General features: G+C 46.8%; 16 protein-coding genes and 1 pseudogene. 16 read left to right on the top strand and 1 reads right to left on the bottom strand.

What is annotated here, in order from left to right; translation table 11 throughout:
* The first annotated feature begins 75 nt into the window (after positions 1-75).
* From ICN22_RS07695 to rlmD, 9 genes and pseudogenes are all read left to right on the top strand, one after another.
* Positions 76-1494, top strand: coding sequence for a carbohydrate porin (locus ICN22_RS07695; protein ID WP_216169764.1), 1419 nt, complete (start codon positions 76-78; stop codon positions 1492-1494).
* Between the two features lie 229 nt (positions 1495-1723).
* Positions 1724-3196 (top strand): TolC family protein, encoded by a 1473-nt coding sequence (locus ICN22_RS07690; RefSeq protein ID WP_216169762.1) that lies wholly within the window; start codon positions 1724-1726, stop codon positions 3194-3196.
* A 6-nt stretch (positions 3197-3202) separates the two neighbouring features.
* On the top strand, positions 3203-4498 hold the full coding sequence (locus tag ICN22_RS07685; protein ID WP_369411579.1) for an efflux RND transporter periplasmic adaptor subunit: 1296 nt from the start codon (positions 3203-3205) through the stop codon (positions 4496-4498).
* A complete protein-coding gene (locus ICN22_RS07680) occupies positions 4499-7576 on the top strand; it encodes an efflux RND transporter permease subunit (protein ID WP_216169760.1) in 3078 nt (1025 codons plus the stop codon).
* A gap of 25 nt (positions 7577-7601) precedes the next feature.
* Complete coding sequence (gene surE / locus ICN22_RS07675) at positions 7602-8396, top strand: 5'/3'-nucleotidase SurE (RefSeq protein WP_216169758.1); 795 nt, start codon at positions 7602-7604, stop codon at positions 8394-8396.
* 29 nt (positions 8397-8425) lie between these two features.
* Positions 8426-9049: pseudogene (locus ICN22_RS07670) on the top strand (protein-L-isoaspartate(D-aspartate) O-methyltransferase); the annotation flags it as partial.
* Positions 9050-9057: 8 nt separating this feature from the next.
* Positions 9058-9819: a peptidoglycan DD-metalloendopeptidase family protein gene (locus ICN22_RS07665; RefSeq protein WP_255533898.1), complete on the top strand. Its 762-nt coding sequence runs from the start codon at positions 9058-9060 to the stop codon at positions 9817-9819.
* A 31-nt stretch (positions 9820-9850) separates the two neighbouring features.
* A complete protein-coding gene (locus ICN22_RS07660; protein WP_216169752.1) occupies positions 9851-10672 on the top strand; it encodes a 3'-5' exonuclease in 822 nt (273 codons plus the stop codon).
* Positions 10665-12092, top strand: coding sequence for a 23S rRNA (uracil(1939)-C(5))-methyltransferase RlmD (gene rlmD, locus ICN22_RS07655; RefSeq protein ID WP_216169869.1), 1428 nt, complete (start codon positions 10665-10667; stop codon positions 12090-12092). The genes ICN22_RS07660 and rlmD overlap by 8 nt, the downstream gene beginning before the upstream one ends.
* A gap of 73 nt (positions 12093-12165) precedes the next feature.
* On the opposite strand, the gene ICN22_RS07650 is transcribed toward rlmD, so the two are convergent.
* Positions 12166-12867, bottom strand: coding sequence for a Bax inhibitor-1 family protein (locus ICN22_RS07650; RefSeq protein WP_216169750.1), 702 nt, complete (start codon positions 12865-12867; stop codon positions 12166-12168).
* Between the two features lie 294 nt (positions 12868-13161).
* Between ICN22_RS07650 and ndk the strand changes: the two genes are divergently transcribed.
* From ndk to der, 7 genes are all read left to right on the top strand, one after another.
* On the top strand, positions 13162-13587 hold the full coding sequence (gene ndk / locus ICN22_RS07645; protein ID WP_216169748.1) for a nucleoside-diphosphate kinase: 426 nt from the start codon (positions 13162-13164) through the stop codon (positions 13585-13587).
* A gap of 91 nt (positions 13588-13678) precedes the next feature.
* A complete protein-coding gene (rlmN, locus tag ICN22_RS07640; RefSeq protein ID WP_216169867.1) occupies positions 13679-14878 on the top strand; it encodes a dual-specificity RNA methyltransferase RlmN in 1200 nt (399 codons plus the stop codon).
* A 17-nt stretch (positions 14879-14895) separates the two neighbouring features.
* Positions 14896-16164 (top strand): flavodoxin-dependent (E)-4-hydroxy-3-methylbut-2-enyl-diphosphate synthase, encoded by a 1269-nt coding sequence (gene ispG / locus ICN22_RS07635; protein WP_216169746.1) that lies wholly within the window; start codon positions 14896-14898, stop codon positions 16162-16164.
* A gap of 73 nt (positions 16165-16237) precedes the next feature.
* Positions 16238-17566: a histidine--tRNA ligase gene (gene hisS, locus ICN22_RS07630; RefSeq protein WP_216169744.1), complete on the top strand. Its 1329-nt coding sequence runs from the start codon at positions 16238-16240 to the stop codon at positions 17564-17566.
* A gap of 47 nt (positions 17567-17613) precedes the next feature.
* Positions 17614-18273 carry a YfgM family protein gene (locus ICN22_RS07625; RefSeq protein ID WP_216169742.1) on the top strand — a complete coding sequence of 220 codons (660 nt, stop codon included), beginning with the start codon at positions 17614-17616 and terminating at the stop codon, positions 18271-18273.
* The gene (gene bamB / locus ICN22_RS07620) at positions 18273-19427 is read left to right on the top strand and encodes an outer membrane protein assembly factor BamB (RefSeq protein WP_216169740.1); all 1155 of its coding nucleotides are present in this window, start codon (positions 18273-18275) and stop codon (positions 19425-19427) included. Before ICN22_RS07625 ends, bamB begins: the two co-directional genes overlap by 1 nt.
* The gene (der, locus tag ICN22_RS07615) at positions 19424-20788 is read left to right on the top strand and encodes a ribosome biogenesis GTPase Der (protein WP_216169738.1); all 1365 of its coding nucleotides are present in this window, start codon (positions 19424-19426) and stop codon (positions 20786-20788) included. Before bamB ends, der begins: the two co-directional genes overlap by 4 nt.
* The last annotated feature ends 197 nt before the right edge of the window (positions 20789-20985 follow it).

Genomic DNA, 20985 nt, shown 5'->3' with positions numbered 1-20985 from the left:
AAATTAAGTGGTCACTGAGCCGACATAAATTTTAGGTATATTGCAGCTCACACGCTAAGTATTATGAAATTCTGAATGACCCACAAATCCTACGTTCTTCTATTGAGCTTGCTTGCTGCCCTTAGTAGCACGTCTGCGCTCGCCCAGAAGGCCGGATCTGGTTCAGACCAAATTGCAACCTTTGCCTCACCCATTGAGAGCTTTCCCACTGAAGGAGAGCTCTTTGGATTGCCGGTAAACATTCACGGCCAAACGACTTATATTAATCAGCGTTATAAGAATTTCAATTCATCTTATTCTGGCCAGAATAGTTTGAATGCTCAGAAATCTATGAGTTATACCTGGTCAGGTACCCTGTTTATGGGCGCACGCCTTGCACCCAATACCGATGTCTATTTCAATCCAGAGGTGGTTTCTGGAGTGCCATTTTCGGGCTTGGTGGGTCTTGGTGGTTTTACTAACGGCGAAGCAACTAAAGCCGGTGGCGTGCAAGCCAAGTTTTACTCTGCTCGCGCCTTTGCTCGTCATACGATTAATCAAGAGGGCGATAAAGTTGTTCTGGAGGATGAGGCGAATCAAATTACTCAGACCGTGAGTAGCAATCGCGTAGTGCTCACTGGCGGTCAGTTCTCCACACTCGATATTTTTGACGATAGCCGTTATGCCAAAGATCCCCGTGTTCAGTTTATGAACTGGGGCAATATGACTTATCTGGCCTATGACTACGCCGCCGATGCGCGAGGTTATAGCTGGGGCTTAGCAGGTGAGTGGTATTTGGATAACTGGGTGATGCGTGCCTCGCGCATGCTCGCTCCAAAGTCACCCAATGGCCGTGACCTCAATTGGCAAATCTTTAATGCCTATGGAGATCAAGTAGAGGTGGAGCGCCAGCATAACATTGCTGACCTGCCAGGCAAGGTCAGCGTCTTAGCCTACCGCAACAAAATGATCTTGGCACGCTTTGAGGATGCTACGAACTATATTGATCAAAATCCAGGAGCACGTCAGGGTACGCAAGCGATTAACAATGTACGCAATAGCAATCAAATCAAGACAGGTATTGGTATACATGGTGAGCAGGCCCTGACCAAAGACCTTGGTATCTATGGCCGTGCGTTCACATCCGATGGTAAGACCGAGACTATGTCATTTACTGAAGCAGACAATTCCATATCTGTAGGTATGGGGATGAATGGCACCAGTTGGCAGCGCCCTAGTGATAGCGTTGGTATTTCGATGATGCAAAACGGTTTATCCAGTTATCGTCGTGGTTACCTAAAAGCAGGCGGCGTGTCTTATTTCATTGGTGACTACGCTAGCCCGAGTCAGACGATTTCGTATTCACCTGAGCGCATTGGTGAGATCTATTACAACGCTACTGTGATCAAGAACGTGCTTGCGGGTGTGAACTTCCAGCACATCATCAATCCGGCCTATAATTCGGCGCGTGGACCGGTCAACATCCTGTCTTTCAGGGTTCATGCTGAATTCTAGGCATTGCAAGCGGGGGTAAATTGATTATTGTGTTTAGAATCAATAAGTTATAAAACTCCAATAATTCGACTTTTGGAGTTTCTCACCTATAATCTTCTAATTCCCTTTCAAACATAGGTAAACCTGTGCTTTGGGCTACAAAAACAGCATTAGTACAGATTTAGAGGTAGCCGATTTGATTTACGGCCAGATAAAAACGAGTGAATTTGTTATTGCTACTGCAATTCCCATGAAACGGGTTGCCTGTGTATTTGCCTCGCTGATTTTTACCTCCCCTGTATTTGCCCAGATAAATGCTCCGATTCCGGCGAGCGTCACAGTCCAAGTGAGTCAATCTAACGATTCTTTATCTACGCCGCCAGTAGTGAGTAATGACACTGCCAACCCTGCAAATGCCGCATCACTATTTGCACCAGTTACAAAGAGCGATACACCTAAGATTTATACCAAGGGTGCGCCATCTGGTCCAACGGATATGGATTTGCGCCAACTGTGGAATGAGCTCAAACTCAATAACCCACAGTTATCTTCATTGCGCGAGTCCTATTTATCCGCCAAGGCAACTGTGCCGCAGATTAATGCGCCAATCAATCCTCAGGTGGGTTTGGTCTGGTCGGGCATGCCAGTAAATTCTCCATTTGCATTGGGGGGAGCCAATGCTCCTAGTACTGCAAATCCTGGTGGTATCAGTAACAATAATTCCATTTCGATTGCACAGCCATTTCAGTTTCCTGGCAAGAAGAGTTTGGCATCTGATATTGCTAATACCAATGCTGAGGCACTCTTAGCGCAAAGCGAATCTACCTACTTACAGCTAGGCGCTCAACTATCGACTTTGTATTACACCGCTTTAGCATCGCAAAAACAGTTACAGGTGCTCAAAGAATCGGTCATGCGTTTGGAGATGATTAAGAACGTAGCCAAAGCGCGCTATGCCAATAATGCGGCTGCTTATGTTGAGTATCTCAATGCGCAAGTAGCGCAAAGCGCAGTGCAAGCGGATCAATTTAATGTTGAGCGTCAGTTATCGGTCGCCTTAAACAATATCAATACCTTAGTAGGTCGCCACTCCAGAGAAAAACTCATCTTACGTGGTGATGTGCGTCGTGCTATGAACAGCGTACCAACCTTGCTTGAGTTAGAAGATTACGCAGAAACTAGTCATCCTTCATTAAAGAGTTCCGCTTTGCAATTGGATGCTGCTCGTAAGGGTGTTGATTTGGCAAAGAAGGCTTACTTGCCCGATTTTCAGGTGATTGGATCTTCGTTTACGCCACGCGGACCATTTGCAGCTAACAATGGTGCGATGTTTTATCAGCTAGAGCTTGATCTCATCATTCCGCTGTATTTCTTTACCAAAGAAAGGTATGGGGTAGAACAAGCACAGCGTAATCAAGCGGCTGCAGAGGCAGGCAATATCTCCAATCGTCAACAAATTGTGTTGGCCGTCAATAGTGCTTATGCTAGCTATGAGCAAGCGAAGAATCAAACCCAGTTTTTAAAAGAGCGCCAAGTTCCGCAAGCAGATGCTGCTTATAAGGTGGGCTTAACGCAGTACTCAAATAATGGTCAGGGATTTAACGATCTCTTGACAGCGCAAACGCAATTGCGCAATCTTGAAGTTCAATTAGCGCTTGCAGAGAGTAATCTATTGCAAGCACAGGCAGTGTTGCTAGTGACCTCTGGCAAAGAACCTTTTTAAGGAGCAGTGTTGAAAGACCAAATTCTTTCTTTTCTAAAGCAACTTGCTGATAAAGCAAAACCTTTTATTGATAAAGCTAAGCCTATCGTTGATAAAGGTCTGCGCTTTGGCGGACATCATTTGCAAGTGGCATTTGCCAGTATTTCCGGTTTGTATTGGAATCTGAGCCCGCAAAATCGCCAGCGCGTTCGCTTAGTTGCTGTTGCATTTGCTATTCTCTCAATCGGTATTGTTTTAGGCCGCATTACCAATGTCAATCGTACTGTCAAAATCGAAGCCTCTGATAAAGCACTTAAAGTAGATAAAAGCGGTATTTTGGAATTAAAACTTCCGGGTATCAAACTGAACCCAGAAATCTACACCTTCCAAACTGCTATTAAAGTGCAGGTGCCAGTAGATATTAAAGTGCCAGGCCGCCTCGCATTTAATGCCGAAAAATCTAAAGTCTTATCTGCGCGCGCACCAGGTCGGGTAGAGCGTATTTACGCTTTTGATGGTGCTGAGGTCAATATAGGCTCACCCGTTGTAGAGCTCTATAGCCCGGAATTTATTTCCGCACAGCAAGAGTATTTGCTGTCATCCAAAACCGCTAGGGTATTGGAATCGACTAAGACGATGAGTGATTTACTGGGCGATGCCCGAATCACGCAGCAGGCTGCAGCAAACCGTATGCGTAATCTCGGTGCTGGCGATGCTGATATTCGGTCCATTGAAGCAACTGGCAGGACTCAGAATAATTTAATCATGCGCGCTCCCTTAAAAGGGGTGGTGGTTAAACGTAATGTAGAGCCAGGATCTGCAGTGAGTTCTGGAGATGTGATTGCGACCTTGGCAGACCCAAAGCAACTGTGGTTTTTGGGAAATGTGTTTGAGCAAGATTTTCGTTTTGTCAAGCCAGGCCAAAAAATGGTGCTGCAAGTAGAGGCTTATCCAGGTAAAGAGTTTGTCGCATATGCAAACTATGTAGCTCCGACTGTGGATCCGCAAACTCGAGCCTTATTAATTCGTGCAGATATTGACAATGAAGATGATCTCTTACGTCCGGATATGTATGCTTCAGCAAAACTGACAACCGGCATGGCGGATGCTATCGTTGTGCCACAAACTGCTGTCGTACGCATTCGGGAGATGCGTTACATCATTATTAAAGTGGGCGATGAAGCCTATCGCCGCCTACCTGTTAAAGGCTATGACCTGAACAGTAAGACCTTTGCGATTACTCAGGGTGTTGAGCCAGGCGCGCGTATCTTGGCTGAGGGTGCTGTTTTGTTAAATGATCGATTTGCTAAACAGGAAGACTAAGTGAGCGCATTTACCTCCTTTATTCGAGGCGTACTTGAGAAACGTGTGCTGGTCATCGTTGGCTCAGTCGTGCTCCTCGGTTTGGGGATGTTCAGTCTTTCTAAATTACCAATTCAGCCATACCCAGGAGTGGCGCCATTAACTATTCAGGCGATTTCTCAATGGCCCGGGAGAAGTACGACTGAGGTAGAGCAGCAAGTTACCATCCCCGTTGAGAATGCATTAGCAGGTATTCCTGGCCTACAGGCTTTCCGCTCAGTTTCTTTATTCGGTTTATCAGTTGTCACGCTCAAATTCGATGACACGACAGATCCATTTAGAGCGCGCCAACGTTTCATTACCAGTTTGTCTAATGTGGCTTTTCCCCCTGGAGTTACTTCAAGCGTCAGTCCAGATTCTGATGCTACTGGCGAGATCATGCGTTACGAGGTCAAGTCGGATTACGCCTCTTCCACCCAATTAAAAACATTACAAAATTACGATATTTATAAGGCCTTAAAGCAAACCCCAGGTGTGGCTGATGTCTCCTCATTTGGTGGCAAGGTACGTCAGTATCAGGTGATTGTGAGTCCAGAAAGTCTGCAATCTAAGGGCGTAACTGTCAATGAACTCATTGCTGCCTTAACCAATGCCAACAGCAACACTGGCGGTGGCTTATTACCGAGTGGCGAGCAGCAATTTGTGGTGCGTGGTGTAGGCCTGCTAAAAAATCTTGATGACATTAAGCGTGTTGTGATTACCATTCGCAATAATGTGCCAGTTCGCATTGGTGATGTCGCTAGAGTCGAGATTGGTAATGCGCCGCGCTTAGGCTTATTCCAATTTAATGACAACCCAGATTCAGTAGAGGGTATCGTTTACTTACGTCGTGGCGAGGATGCTACCGAAGTATTAGCCCGTGTTCGTAGTACGGTTGACAATATCAATCGGCAAGTCCTTCCACCCGGCATCCAAGTAAAACCCTTCTATGACCGACAGGTACTTTTAGATATCACCATTGGTACCGTGAAGCACACCCTGTTTTTTGGTATCTCTTTAGTGCTGGCGGTTCTATTTTTCTTCTTGGGTAATTTACGGGCAGCAGCAGTAGTTGCAGCAGTAATACCTTTGGCACTTTGTGTATCGTTTATTCAGATGCATCTTTGGAGTGTGCCAGCCAACCTGATTTCTTTAGGTGCGATTGACTTCGGTGTGATCGTGGATTCGGCTGTGATTCTGACTGAGAATGTCATGCGTCACTTAGAGGAAGGTGGTAAGCGCCTCAATCAAAGCATTATCTTGGCCACGAGTGAAGTACAACGCGCGATGATCTATTCCACAGGAATCATTATCGTTGCCTATTCCCCATTGTTCTTTATGGGTGGAGTTGAGGGCATCATCTTTAAGCCAATGGCATTTACGATGGGCTTTGCGCTGATTGCGGCTGTGATTCTGAGTTTAACTTTCTTGCCCGCCATGATCTCTTTGGTCTTTGGTGAGAACTTGCATCACAAGCCACCAGGATTTATGACTAAGCTTCTCAATGCGTACAAACCGCTCTTGAGAAAGTGGATGGATCGTCCGTTAACTGTCTTCTCTGTGGCAGTCTTTGTTTTGGGTCTGACCTTATTGAGTGTGACTCGTCTTGGAACAGCATTCCTACCTACTCTAGAAGAAAATAATATTTGGTTACGCGTCACCTTGCCAAATACTGTAGATCTAGATTACTCCGTCAAGGTAGCTAATCAGTTGCGCGAAACATTCTTAAAGCAAGCTGAGATTGAAAAGGTTGCCGCCCAGATTGGTCGTCCTGATGATGGTACTGATTCCACCGGTGTATTTAATCAAGAGTACGGTCTATATCTCAAGAGTCCCGACAAGATGCCAAAGGGCTCTAGCAAAAAGGATTTGATTACCCATTTGGAGAGTGAGCTCAATAAGATCCCCGGCATCACTTATAGTTTCTCGCAATACATTCAGGACAATGTTAACGAAGCACTCTCTGGCGTGAAGGGTGAGAACTCCGTCAAAATCTATGGCACGGACTTAGAGGTTCTAGATCAAAAAGCCCATGAGGTGATTGAACAGCTCAAAAAAGTACGCGGGGTTGCTGATGAAGGTATTTTGAAAGAGCTTGGTCAGCCAACCCTCAATATTCAGATTGATCGTGAGCGTGCCGCTCGCTACGGTATTAATGTGAGTGACATTGAGACGGTGGTCGCTAATGCTATTGGTGGAGCCGCAGTGACCAATCTCTTGGAAGATGAAAAAACCTTCGGTATCGCCATTCGTTTAAATGAGGGTAGCCGTAATGATATTGCGGATATTGGACACCTTTTAGTGGATTCACCTAGCGGAGCCTCGATTCCTCTGTCGATGGTCGCCACGGTTCAGTTAAGTGATGGCCCGTTCTTTATTTATCGTGAAGCAGGCAAGCGCTATATCGCGATTAAATTTAGTGTCCGTGGCCGAGACTTAGGTAGCGCCGTAGAGGATGCGCAGTTCTTGGTTGAGAAAAATATTACCTTGCCGCCAAATTACTCGATTAGTTGGGATGGTCAATTTAATCAAATGAAGCAGGCACAGAAGAAGTTGATGCTAATCGTGCCATTGGCATTGTTAGGCATCTTTTTATTACTAGTGAGTGCTTTTGGTAATTTCCGTGACGCAGTGATCGTGATGATTAACGTACCATTTGCAGCTATTGGCGGTGTCATTGCTTTGCATCTTGCGGGTGAGACCTTAAGCATTTCTGCTTTCTTCGGATTCTTATCTTTGTTTGGTATTGCGATTCAGGATGGTGTGATTCTGATCTCCTTTATTAATAAGACGGCAGCTACCGAGCATGGTGAGATGAAGGATGTCATGGTGGAGGGCGCATCATTGCGCGTTCGACCAGTCTTGATGACGGCTGCACTTTCAGGTTTAGGCTTACTGCCTGCAGCTTTGTCCCACTCGATAGGCTCTGAGGCTCAACGCCCCCTAGCTCTAGTGATTGTGGGCGGCATGGTAACAACGACTATTTTGACCCTCTTGGTATTGCCAGTAATATATGGATGGTTCAGAGGTCGTGCATTAACCCAGACGGCAAAAGCTTAAGGCTCCCAAGAAAGCATTGATATTGATGAGTGAAAACACAAAGCAGCCACACATTTTGATTTCAAATGATGATGGCTATCTCGCTCCTGGTCTTTTAGCCCTAGTTAATGCCATTCGCCCATTAGGTCGCGTGACAGTGATTGCTCCTGAGCAAAATCACAGTGGCGCATCGAACTCATTAACACTCTCACGACCGCTATCAATTCATCGGGTTGCTGGAGGAGAGCGCGATGGCTTCTTATTTATTAATGGCACCCCAACGGATTGTGTGCATATTGCCATGACGGGCTTCTTAGACGAAAAACCAGACTTGGTAGTATCTGGCATCAATCAAGGTGAGAACATGGGTGAAGACACTTTGTACTCCGGCACTGTTGCCGCTGCAGTTGAAGGTGTGATGTTTGGCGTCCCCGGAATTGCCTTCTCACAAATCGATAAAGGCTGGAATCAAATTGAGGATGCTGCAAAAGCAGCGCACGATATCGTTGCGCAAATGCTGGCATCTAGGTTGACTCACACCGATGGCGCTGCTACTTTGCTGAACGTCAATATTCCAAATCGCCCCTATGCCGACCTTCATCGCTGGCGTGTAACGCGTTTAGGTAATCGCCATCACTCGCAACCAGTAGTAGTGCAAAAAAGTCCCCGTGGTGATGACATTTATTGGATTGGTGCTGCAGGGCATGCCAAAGATAGTTCTGATGGTACGGATTTTCATGCAATTGATGAAGGGTGTATCTCGATCACGCCGATGCAATTAGATCTCACACATCATGCGCGCTTGGCTGCCATGCGAGCTAACGGCTGGACACGCGGTTGAAGTCAGCGGCAGAGCGTAATGCCGGTCATCGGCAAGCTTTAGCTGCGAAAGTACTCGCTGCTGGGGTCAAGCATGCTAAAACTTTAGAAGCCATCGCTACTGTTCCGCGTCATGCATTTATGGATGCGGGTATGCATCCTCAAGCCTACGAAGATACTGCTTTACCAATCGGGCATTCACAAACGATTTCCAAGCCATCGGTAGTGGCACGCATGATTGAGCTTTTGCATAAACCCAAACAATCTTTGGGAAAAGTATTAGAAATCGGCACTGGTTGTGGCTACCAAGCAGCAGTGCTTAGCTTGTTATCCGATGAGGTGTATTCGATTGAGCGTATTCGTCCTTTGCACGATATGGCGAGAGATAAGCTGCGACCTTTTCGGATTAAAAACCTGCGCCTCATTTACGGGGATGGCATCCTGGGCTTGCCTCAAGCAGCCCCGTTTGATGGCATCATTTTGGCAGCAGCTGGCTTGGGTATCCCGGATGCCCTATTGGAGCAACTGGCGATTGGTGGGCGCCTAGTGGCTCCGGTTGCCAAGAATGAGAAAGAGCAGCAATTAGTTATGGTGGAGCGAATGAGCTCCCAGCGCTATCAAAGAACCGTTCTGGACGAGGTCTTTTTTGTGCCCTTACAATCAGGGGTAGTATGAAAATCCTTATGAATACTTTACCTAAATACCTGCTATTGCTAATTGCAATGGCTTCTTTGTTGCTCAATGTCGGTTGCTCAACTACACCTAGAGCCAAGCCAGCGATTGTGGTTGATCGTAGTGTTGGCGACAATAATGAGGCAACACCTCCAGGCTACTATCGCGTTAAGCGTGGTGATACCTTGGCCCGCATTGCTCTAGATAATGGTCAGTCCCCACGTGATTTAGCGCAGTGGAATAATTTATCGAACCCAAACTTAATTGAAGTAGATGACCTCATTTTAGTAAGGCCACCAGCTAGCAGCAAAATGACTGTTAAGCCTATTCCCAAAACCGCTGGCGAACTACCCAAAACCGATGCGCTAAAAGTAGACGCTGCTAAAGAAGCACCCAAAGAAATCGTTGCTGAGCCAGGTATTCGTTTATCTTGGCCAGCTAAAGGTAAGGTAACTGATGATTTCAGTGAGAAGACCAAGGGCATTGATATTGCAGGTAAGCTAGGCGACCCAGTAACGGCAGCCTCTGAGGGTAAGGTGGTTTACGCTGGTAATAGCTTGCGTGGCTACGGCAATCTTGTCATCATCAAGCATGACAATACTTATCTCACGGCCTACGCTCACAACCGTACACTTTTAGTTAAAGAGGGTGATGCGGTTAAGAAGGGGCAGAGGATTGCTGAGATGGGCGATACCGATGCAACTTCAGTCAAGCTCCACTTTGAATTACGTGTGAATGGCAAGCCGGTGAATCCAACGCCATACATACAGTAATTGCTTTCAATTCATTGCTAGCGATTTAAGTATGGCAACCGTTCTCGTCTTCGATATTGAAACTATTCCTGATGTTGCGGGACTGCGTCGCCTCAATGACTATCCGGATACGCTTTCAGATAGTGAAGTTGCCGCTAAAGCCATGGCGGAGCGCGCCGAGAAAACTGGTAGCGATTTTCTCCCGCTGTATTTGCAATGTATCTGCGCTATCTCCTGCGTTATTCGTAGAACCAGCAAAGACGGCTCACCACAAATTAAGGTTGGCACGCTAGGTAGTGCGCAAGATGATGAGAAAGTATTGATTCAGACCTTCTTTGAGCTTGTTGAAAAATATACCCCGCAATTAGTCTCTTGGAATGGCAGCGGTTTTGATTTGCCGGTGCTGCATTACCGTGCATTAGCAAACCACGTTCAAGCACCGCGCTATTGGGAGATGGGCGAGAGCCAAGAAAACGATAGCCGTGATTTCAAGTGGAACAATTACATCAGTCGTTATCACATGCGCCATTTAGATCTAATGGATCTCTTAGCTAAATTTAATGGCCGCGCTAATGCACCTTTAGATGGCCTCGCAAAACTCTGCGGTTTCCCGGGTAAGATGGGAATGGATGGCAGCCAAGTATGGCCTGCGTATCAAGAAGGCAGAATTGATGAGATTCGTCGCTACTGCGAAACCGATGTGGTCAATACCTATTTGATGTATTGCCGCTTTCAACTGCTGCGTGGTGGTTTTTCATTAGAAGAATACAAAGAAGAAATTACTTTCGTTAAAGCGTATTTAGAGAAAGAATCTAAAGAGCCGCATGGCGAGCAGTGGCAAGAATATCTCCTCGGTTTTACTCCGGATGCGTAGAGGAGAAAAGCCAGTCCACATTGTGGTGACTGAGCCAGTACGAGTTGATTCTCTTGATCTAGATGCGCAAGGGATTGCACGCTTGGTGCCCAATGAAGAGGAGGCTGCCCAAGGTCAAAGCGGTAAAGTCATCTTTATTCAAGGGGCGCTACCAACTGAACTAGTCACTTACATCATTACACGTGATAAAGCCCGTTTCAGTAAAGCCAAAGTTCTTGATATTCAGAGGCCTGCCGTATTTAGGGCAGAACCGAAGTGCAAAGCGTTCGGTGTATGCGGTGGTTGCACTATGCAGCACTTGGATATTCGAGCGCAGGTGGCCATGAAGCAGCGCGTACTGGAAGATGATCTAAAGCACATTGCTAAAGTTACTCCAGAAGAAATTCTTCGCCCGATGGGTGGTCCCGCTTGGGAGTATCGCCATCGTGCACGCTTAAGTGCCGTCAATCGCTCAATCAAAAAAGGTACCGTACTGATTGGCTTTCATGAAGGCAAGAGTGGCTACGTTGCTGATATGACTGCTTGCGAGATTTTGCCAAAACATGTTTCCGATTTGTTGCCAGCAATGCGTCAGTTGGTCAATGGTTTATCCATTGTGGATCGCATGCCCCAAATCGAAATCGCTGTAGGCGAGCCTGAGGATCCTAATTCAGATGATCCTAAAAAAAGAAAGCCTGTCACTGCATTGGTTTTCAGAAATCTCTCACCACTAACGCCAGCAGACGAAAAGTTACTTAGAGACTTTGCAGATGAACATCAGGTCTGGGTATGGTTGCAGCCCAAAGGTATAGAAACCGTTGCGCCGTTCTACCCATTAACAGGCAAGCTTTGCTACCGCCTGCCTGAGTTTGAAATCGAGATGCCTTTTAAGCCAGCGGATTTCACACAAGTTAATCACATGATGAATCGTGCCTTGGTAAGTAGGGCGATTCGCCTCTTAGATGTCAAGGCAAGTGATCGTGTGCTCGACTTATTCTGCGGTATTGGCAACTTCACCTTGCCGCTGGCAAGACGAGCAAGTGCCGTCTTAGGTATTGAGGGCTTAGAAACTCTAACAACCAGAGCTAAAGTCAATGCGGAGCACAATCTGCTCGCAGACAAGGCGAGCTTTACGCAAAGTAATCTTTTTGAAGTGACAGCCGATACGATTGCTTCATGGGGTAAGGCTGAGCGCTGGTTAATGGATCCGCCACGGGAAGGTGCCATGGAGATCTGCCAAGCCCTAGCCCAATTAAATAAGGGGGGCAGTGATCTGCCGCCGCAACGTATTGTCTACGTCTCCTGCAATCCCAAAACTCTAGCTAGAGATACAGAGATTTTGTGTCATGAAGCAGGCTATATTCTCAAGAGTGCGGGCATCATCAATATGTTTCCCCATACCTCCCATGTGGAATCCATGGCGGTATTTGAAAGATCTTGACAGCAGTAGTTTGCAATTGAGATAAAGAAAAAGGCACCCGCAGGTGCCTTTTCTATTGAAGCTTAACTAATGCTTAGTCTTTATTGCCACCCACAATGCCCAAGAGTGCGAGCAAGTTGGTAAAGACGTTATAGACATCTAGGTAGATGGCTAAAGTAGCCATTACGTAGTTGGTCTCGCCACCATTGATAATACGCTGTACGTCAACCAAGATGAAAGCTGAGAAGATCGCAATTGCGAGAATCATCACAGTGAGCATCAAAGCTGGTAGTTGCAACCAGATATTGGCCAATGAAGCCACGATCAAGAGCAGTACGCCTACCATCAACCATTTACCCATGCCTGAGAAGTCGCTCTTGCTCACGGTAGCGATGGATGCCATGACCGCAAAAATTGCTGCCGTGCCACCAAAGGCCAACATGATCAAGGTTGCGCCATTACTGTAGCTATTGAGGGTATAACCAACTAGGCCGGACATCATGATGCCCATAAAGAAGGTGAAGCCTAAAAGCAGCAGAACGCCTGCTCCCGTGTCTTTGTTTTTCTCAATCGCCCAAAAGAAACCAAAAGCGATTGCCATAAAGACGATAAAGCCTAGAAAAGGACTGCCCGCCATGAAGTTAAGCCCAAAAGCAACGCCGAGCCATGCGCCAATGACGGTTGGAACCATCGAGAGGGCCAAAAGGGCGTAGGTGTTGCGCAGAACGCGGTTGCGTACTTGAGGGGTGCTAATCGAGCTAGTTTGCCCAAAGCCGTAAGAGTTAAGATCGCTCATATTGACTCCTTTTTTCAAAGTAAAAACATAAGCCCACAAGGGACTGTTGACAGTAAGTATAGACAAAATAGGGTAATTTCAAGCCCCCCATGAAAAGGACTACAACTTAAAGGGTTATGCCCTGTAAATTCAAGGGCTTAGCCACGCTAGGATCAGGGTAAATACGGTCAGCCGATGTATAATTTGGGGGTCGCCGAAATCCTGGCGCGTTGTAGGAAGTAGGGGAGATCATCTCTCTGGTCCCAAATCAGCGCCAATTCAGCAAAACCTTTGAAATCACTATTGGAGTTTTACATGGCTATTGAACGCACCCTTTCTATCATCAAACCTGACGCAGTAGCAAAAAACGTGATCGGCAAGATCTATGACCGTTTCGAATCTGCTGGTTTGAAGATTATTGCGTCCAGAATGGCGCATTTGTCACAAGCTGAAGCTGAACAGTTCTATGCAGTTCACTCAGCACGTCCTTTCTTTAAAGATTTGGTGAGCTTCATGATTTCTGGCCCTGTCATGATTCAGGTATTGGAAGGCGAAGGCGCCATTGCTAAGAACCGTGACTTGATGGGTGCTACCGATCCTAAGAAGGCAGACAAAGGCACTATCCGTGCTGACTTTGCTGACAGCATCGATGCAAACGCGGTTCATGGCTCTGATGCTCCTGAAACTGCTGCTGTCGAAGTGGCATTCTTCTTCGCTGGCATGAACGTTTTCAATCGTTAATTCACGATTGCTAACGAAAAAGCTATTTAATACATAAGTAGGCGCATTGACTTCCCCGCGCGTAAATCTCTTAGATTTTGACGCTGACCAAATGGCAGCGTATGTCGCGGGGTTGAATGAAAAGCCCTTTCGGGCGAAGCAACTCATGCAGTGGATCCACCAACGTGGTGTATCCAACATCAACGACATGAGTGATCTAGCAAAAAGCTTTAGAGCAACATTGCTCGACAAGGCAGAAGTGCTTTCACTTCCAATCATTAAAGACGAGCATGCAGCCGATGGCACCCGTAAGTGGTTGCTCGATGTTGGTGCTGGAAATGCTGTCGAGTCCGTATTTATTCCTGAAGATGATCGTGGCACCTTGTGTATTTCATCTCAGGCTGGTTGCGCTGTCAATTGCCGTTTTTGCTCAACCGGGCATCAAGGCTTTTCACGCAACCTCACCGCCGGTGAAATCATTGGCCAACTCTGGTTTGCTGAGCATTTGCTCCGCACGGATCCAAATGCCGTTCGCCGTATTGAAAAATACCCCACCCCAGGTTGGGAGCATACAGGTCGCGTGATCTCCAATGTGGTGTTAATGGGCATGGGTGAACCGCTACTTAACTATGACAACGTGGTGACAGCTTTACGTTTGATGCTTGATGACAGGGCTTATGGTTTATCGCGTCGTCGCGTGACGCTATCTACCTCTGGGGTAGTGCCGATGATTGATCGCTTGGCACAAGATTGCCCGGTTGCATTGGCGGTGTCATTGCACGCACCAAATGACAAGCTACGCGATCAACTCGTTCCACTCAATCAAAAATATCCCTTAAGAGAATTACTTGCTGCGTGCGAGCGGTATTTACCCTTTGCCCCAAGAGATTTCTTAACCTTTGAATACTGCATGCTCGATGGCGTCAATGACTCTGACATCCAGGCTAAAGAACTGGTGCGTTTATTGGCAAACATCAAGTGCAAAATTAATCTGATTCCATTTAATCCTTTTCCAGAATCTGGATTAAAACGCTCATCAGCGCAGCGTGTTCATGCCTTCGCCGGCATTTTGTTAGACGCGGGTATGGTGGCCACGGTTCGTAAAACCCGTGGCGATGATATTGCTGCAGCTTGTGGTCAATTAGCGGGTGATGTGGTTGACCGGACTAAAGTGCGTGAGCGTGCCGTGCATGACAAGCAGATTCATTTGGGTCAAGAAGATGAACCTGATAGTCTTGACGATGATGATGAAGAAGAGCAAGAGTACCAAGCCGAGCACCCAGTGCAATGGCTTAAAAGATTAGACGACTAATTTACAAAAAGAGTCCTATGAGTGATACATCTAGCAATCCTGCAAAGCTACCATTAGGCCCATCGCCAAAGCGGGAAACACGTCAGGCAACGGTTGCCTGGAAAACCAACATCATTACGATTGGTGGCAATGCACCTGTGCGCGTGCAATCGATGACTAATACCGACACTGCTGATGCAGTCGGTACCGCTATTCAGGTTAAGGAATTGGCCCGAGCTGGTTCAGAGATGGTGCGCATTACGGTAGATACGCCAGCTGCGGCTGAAGCAGTGCCCTATATTCGTGAACAGTTAGACAAGATGGATGTCTTAGTGCCACTGATTGGTGACTTTCATTACAACGGTCATACCTTATTAAAAGACTACCCTGAGTGCGCCAAGGCCTTATCAAAGTATCGAATCAATCCCGGTAACGTAGGTAAGGGCGCTAAACGTGATCCGCAATTTGCGCAAATGATTGAAGCGGCTTGTACATACGACAAGCCGATTCGGATTGGCGTGAACTGGGGCAGCTTGGATCAAGATTTGCTAGCGAGCATTATGGATGCCAATGCCGCACTACCAGTTCCCAAGACTGCGCAAGAGGTCATGATTGAGGCTTTGATACAGTCAGCTTTGCAGTCCGCTGAAAAAGCAGTGGAGTTTGGTATGAATCCAAACCAAATTATTTTGTCTTGCAAAGTTAGTAATGTCCAAGATTTGGTAGCGGTGTACCGTGATCTTGCCAATCGCTCAGATTACCCATTGCATTTAGGCTTAACCGAGGCAGGCATGGGAAGTAAAGGGATTGTTTCTTCCACTGCTGCATTGGGTATCTTATTGCAAGAGGGTATTGGCGACACCATTCGTGTTTCCTTAACGCCTGACCCAGGTGCGCCACGAGAGAATGAAATCATTGTGGCCCAAGAGATTTTGCAAACCATGGGATTGCGTAACTTCACACCCATGGTGATTGCCTGTCCGGGCTGTGGTAGAACGACGAGTACTACATTTCAAGAGCTAGCAGCTGATATTCAATCGTATCTGCGTCAGCAAATGCCGGTATGGAAAAAAACCCATCCAGGTGTTGAAGCGATGAATGTCGCTGTGATGGGTTGTATTGTCAATGGCCCAGGTGAGAGTAAGCATGCCAATATTGGGATCTCATTGCCGGGCACTGGCGAGACTCCAGCTGCACCGGTGTTCGTGGATGGCGTCAAAGTCAAAACTTTGCGTGGCGATAATATTGCTCAAGAGTTTCAGGTCATTGTCGACGAGTACGTCAAGCAAAATTACGCCCCTAAATAAAAACAAAACAAAAGCAAGAACAAAAAATAAAAACATATAGCAACAATAAAAAAGAAATCCACCAAAGTACCTCATGACAGACCAGGCAAATCCAGCTAAATCACAAAAGATTCAAAAAATTAATGGCGTACGTGGCATGAATGATCTCTTGCCAGCAGATGCTGCGCAGTGGACACATTTAGAGCATGTTCTGCGTGATCTCACACGCGCCTACGGTTATGAATTCCTCCGCACTCCGATTGTGGAGGCGACTGCAGTATTTCAGCGCGGTATTGGTGAAGTCACCGATATTGTTGAAAAAGAAATGTATTCGTTTGAAGACCGCCTAAATGGTGAGCAGCTCACATTACGTCCAGAAGGCACTGCCGCTGTCGTGCGCGCCGTGGTTGAAAACAATTTACTGTACGAAGGACCAAAGCGTCTTTGGTATACCGGACCAATGTTCCGCCATGAGCGCCCACAGCGTGGTCGCTATCGCCAGTTCTATCAATTTGGTATTGAGGCGATGGGCTTTGCTGGACCAGATATCGATGCAGAAATTATTTTGATGGGCCAACGTTTGTGGGACGAACTCGGCTTGAAGGGCGTGCGTCTAGAGATTAATTCTTTAGGGCAAGCTCCTGAGCGTGTAGAACATCGCGCCGCCTTGGTTACCTACTTCGAGAAAAATAAAGAACAGCTCGATGAAGATTCGCAGCGCCGTTTATTAACGAACCCATTGCGCATCTTGGATTCTAAGAATCTGGCAATGCAAGATTTGATTGAAGGTGCACCCAAGTTATTGGATTTCTTGGGCGAAGAATCGCTCAAGCATTTTGAGGATGTACAAGCTTTACTCAAGGCGAATAACATCCCTTGCAAAATCAACCCCCGTTTAGTGCGTGGTTTGGATTACTACAACCTGACCGTCTTCGAGTGGATCACCGAAGAGTTAGGTGCTCAAGGCACGATTGCTGGTGGCGGTCGCTATGACCCCTTAATTGAGCGTATGGGTGGTAAAGCTGCTCCGGCCTGCGGTTGGGCAATGGGCATGGAGCGTGTCTTGGAGTTGATGAAGGTTTCAGGGTCTTTGCCAGAAGCACAGTCTCAATGCGATGCTTTTGTGATTCACCAAGGGGGTGAGACTTTAACTTCCGCCATGATCATTGCTGAGCGCCTGCGTAATGCGGGCATCGATGTCATCCTGTTTTGCCCTCCTGATGGTCAGGCTGCCAGCTTTAAATCACAAATGAAGAAGGCAGATTCGAGTGGGGCAGCCTATGCTGTCATCATTGGGCCAGATGAATTAGCTAAGAATGAGGCTCAGCTCAAAGATTTGCGTAGCACCGGTGTACAGAAAGCAGTAGCCCTCGACAGCGTTGTAGAAGCGGTAATTGATGCCATAGTTGGCGCCACCGAATAGAATGAAGACATTTATTATTACTACTGTATTTATTTGCTTGGATTGACATGCCTTTAGACCTACAAGAACAAGAACAATTAGATCAACTTAAAGCATTTTGGCAAAAGTATCGCAATCTGATCACTGGTGTGATCACGGCTGCTTTATTTGCCTATGCAGGGTATAGCGGATATCAATGGTGGCGTACTAGCCAAGCTGCAGCGGCATCTCAGTTATACGAGACCATGATTACTGCGATTAATAAGGGTGATAAAGATCAGACTTTACTTGCTGCTGATGATTTGCAAAAACAGTTCTCTAGTACGCCCTATGCAGCAATGTCCAGTTTAGTAGCTGCAAAAATTGCCTCTGATGCAGGTGACACAGCAAAGGCGATGGATTATTTGCGCTGGGCTGCTAAGAATGCATCTGACCAAGGATATTTAGCTTTAGCTAAATTACGCCTTGCAGCTCAATTAATTGAGTTGGGTACAGAAAAAGATTTTGCAGAAGTGGATGCAATCCTAAAAGAAAAACCCATCTCCGGTTTTGAGGCCTTGTGGTTAGAGCGTCGCGGAGATTGGTATCTAGCGCAAAAGAATATGGCTGATGCGCGCAAGAGCTATGAAGCTGCTTGGAAGCAGTTAAATGATGCAAAAGAATTCCCTGAAGAGGCGCGTCGTCTCTTGAAGGTTAAATTAGATGCCGTCGGAGGAGTAGCTCTGTGATGATGGATTGCAAACGCGTAGCAAAACTAGCAAGTACAGCTGTAGTACTAGGCTCTGTAGTAGTAGCCCTTGTAGCTTGTTCAGGCGGCTCACGTGTACGCAAGCCTGCTGAGCTAGCTCCTGTTAGCAATCAATTTGACTTTACTCCCATATGGACAACTAGCGTAGGTTCATCTGAGTCATTTAATTTTCATCCTGCAGTAGCAGGTGATGCTGTTTATGCCGCTTCTCATCGCGGTAATCTGGCTAAGATTGATTTACGCACTGGTCAAAAAGTATGGGAAGTATCTGTCCCAGATCGCCTATCGATTGGACCTGGATCGGATGGCCGTACTACGGCAGTGGTCACCACCAAAGGAACGGTCTATGCCTACGACGATACTGGTAAGGCTATTTGGAACGTGAGCGTTGGCAGTGAGGTCTTATCAGAGCCGGTGGTTGCTGGCGGTGTGGTCATCATTCGCACCTTGGATAATCGCTTTGTTGGTTTTGATACGCAGACAGGTGTGCGCAAGTGGACTTATCAGCGTCAACAATCCGCTTTGTCATTGCGCGTGGGTTACGGCATGCTTGCGATTGGTAATGAGGTGATTGTGACTGGGTTTTCTGGTGGACGCTTTGGCATGATTGCAATTGCGAACGGAGGCCTTGTTTGGGAAACCCCGGTTTCGTTTCCAAAGGGATTTTCTGAAATTGAGCGCCTCAATGATGTGACGGCTAAGCCAAGTATGGAAGGCGAAATCATTTGCGCCGTTTCTTATCAAGGTCGTATAGGTTGCGGTCAAGCGCGCACAGGTAATTTATTGTGGTTCAAAGATTATTCAAGCTATACCGGCACAGCTCAAAGCCCTGATTTGGTTTTCTCCTCAAACGAAAAATCCCATGTCACTGCATTTGCGGTGAAAGATGGTTCACAAGCTTGGGAAAATACGCAGCTGACATTTAGGGATGTTGGTGAGCCGATGGCGGTTGGTAAGGTATTACTCCTTGGTGATGCGCAAGGTTATGTGCATGCACTCTCACAAGCGAATGGTGAAATGCTGGCACGCATTCGTCATGACAGTAGTCCCATTACAGCCGCACCGATTGCGGTGAACGGACTCATCTTGGTTCAGTCTCAAGGTGGAAAACTAGCGGCGTACAGTCCAAAATGAATCCTGTAATTACTATTGTCGGTCGTCCTAACGTTGGCAAATCGACACTCTTTAATCGCTTAACGCGTTCACGTGATGCTTTGGTCGCTGATTTCTCGGGCCTAACCCGTGATCGCCACTACGGCAAAGGTCGCATTGGCGAACGTGCATTTATTTGCGTAGACACCGGTGGTTTTGAGCCTGTAGCGAAGACCGGCATTGTTGCCGAGATGGCTAAGCAAACCAAGCAAGCCGTTGCTGAATCTGACATCATTATTTTCTTGGTAGATGGCCGTTTGGGTATGGCTCCTCAAGATCGCGTGATTGCGGATTTCTTACGCAAGACGGGTAGACCGATCATCCTGGCAGTAAACAAAACTGAAGGCATGCAGTCTGGTGTAGTCACAGCAGATTTTCATGAGCTGGGTTTAGGCGAGCCATTTCCGATCTCATCAGCGCACGGTGATGGTGTGCGTGGTTTGATTGATGATGCTTTGGATTCTTTAGGTATTCCAGAGCCAGAACCAGAAGAACAAGAAAACGACCCTAATCGCCCAATGAAGATTGCGGTAGTAGGTCGTCCTAACGTAGGTAAATCCACCCTGATCAATAAATTGATCGGTGAAGAGCGTGTAATTGCATTCGATATGCCCGGTACAACGCGTGATGCGATTGAAGTGCCGTTTGAGCGTAATGGTAAGCCTTACATCTTGGTAGACACGGCAGGTCTGCGCCGTCGTGGAAAAGTATTTGAAGCAATTGAGAAATTCTCGGTTGTTAAAACATTGCAAGCGATTGCGGATTGCAATGTGGTCATTTTGATGCTCGATGCCCAGCAGGATATCTCTGAACAAGATGCCCATATCGCTGGATTTATTGTGGAGGCAGGGCGTGCATTAGTCGTTGCCGTGAACAAGTGGGACGGTCTTGATACTTACGTTAAAGAGCGTGCACGTTTAGAGATTGCTCAAAAATTACGCTTTCTCGATTTTGCAAACGTACACCCGATTTCGGCTAAGAAGGGCACTGGTCTCAAAGAGCTATTTAAGGACGTTGATTTAGCTTATGCCGCAGCGATGGCCAAATTACCAACCCCGAAACTCACCCGCATTTTGCAAGATGCCATTGAGCACCAGCAGCCTAAGCGCGTTGGCATGGGGCGTCCAAAATTGCGCTACGCCCACCAAGGCGGTATGAATCCCCCTATTGTGGTGATTCATGGCACATCCTTGAGCGGTGTAACTGATAGCTACAAGCGCTATCTCGAGGGTCGCTTTAGAGAAGTCTTCAAGTTGCGCGGCACTCCTTTGCGTATTCAGATGAATACCGCTAAAAACCCTTACATTGATGCGGACAAGGGCAAAAAAGGTAAAAAGAAGTAAAAAAGTAAAATTAGAGCTACAGTTTTAATTGTGTTTCAAGTAAGGGGCTTGATTTCTGACTATCAGCCCCCTTATGTTGGAGGTAGCCAGTAAAAGTAAGTAGTAAAAGCAAACAGTAGAAGTAAATAGTAGAAATCAGCAGCAAAACAATAAATAAAAAAAGCAAGACTCCCAAAATAGCAGCAATAAATAAAAAC

It is taken from the genome of Polynucleobacter bastaniensis (assembly GCF_018882205.1).
Taxonomy (GTDB): domain Bacteria; phylum Pseudomonadota; class Gammaproteobacteria; order Burkholderiales; family Burkholderiaceae; genus Polynucleobacter; species Polynucleobacter bastaniensis.
This window is presented reverse-complemented; position numbering and strand designations above follow the sequence as displayed.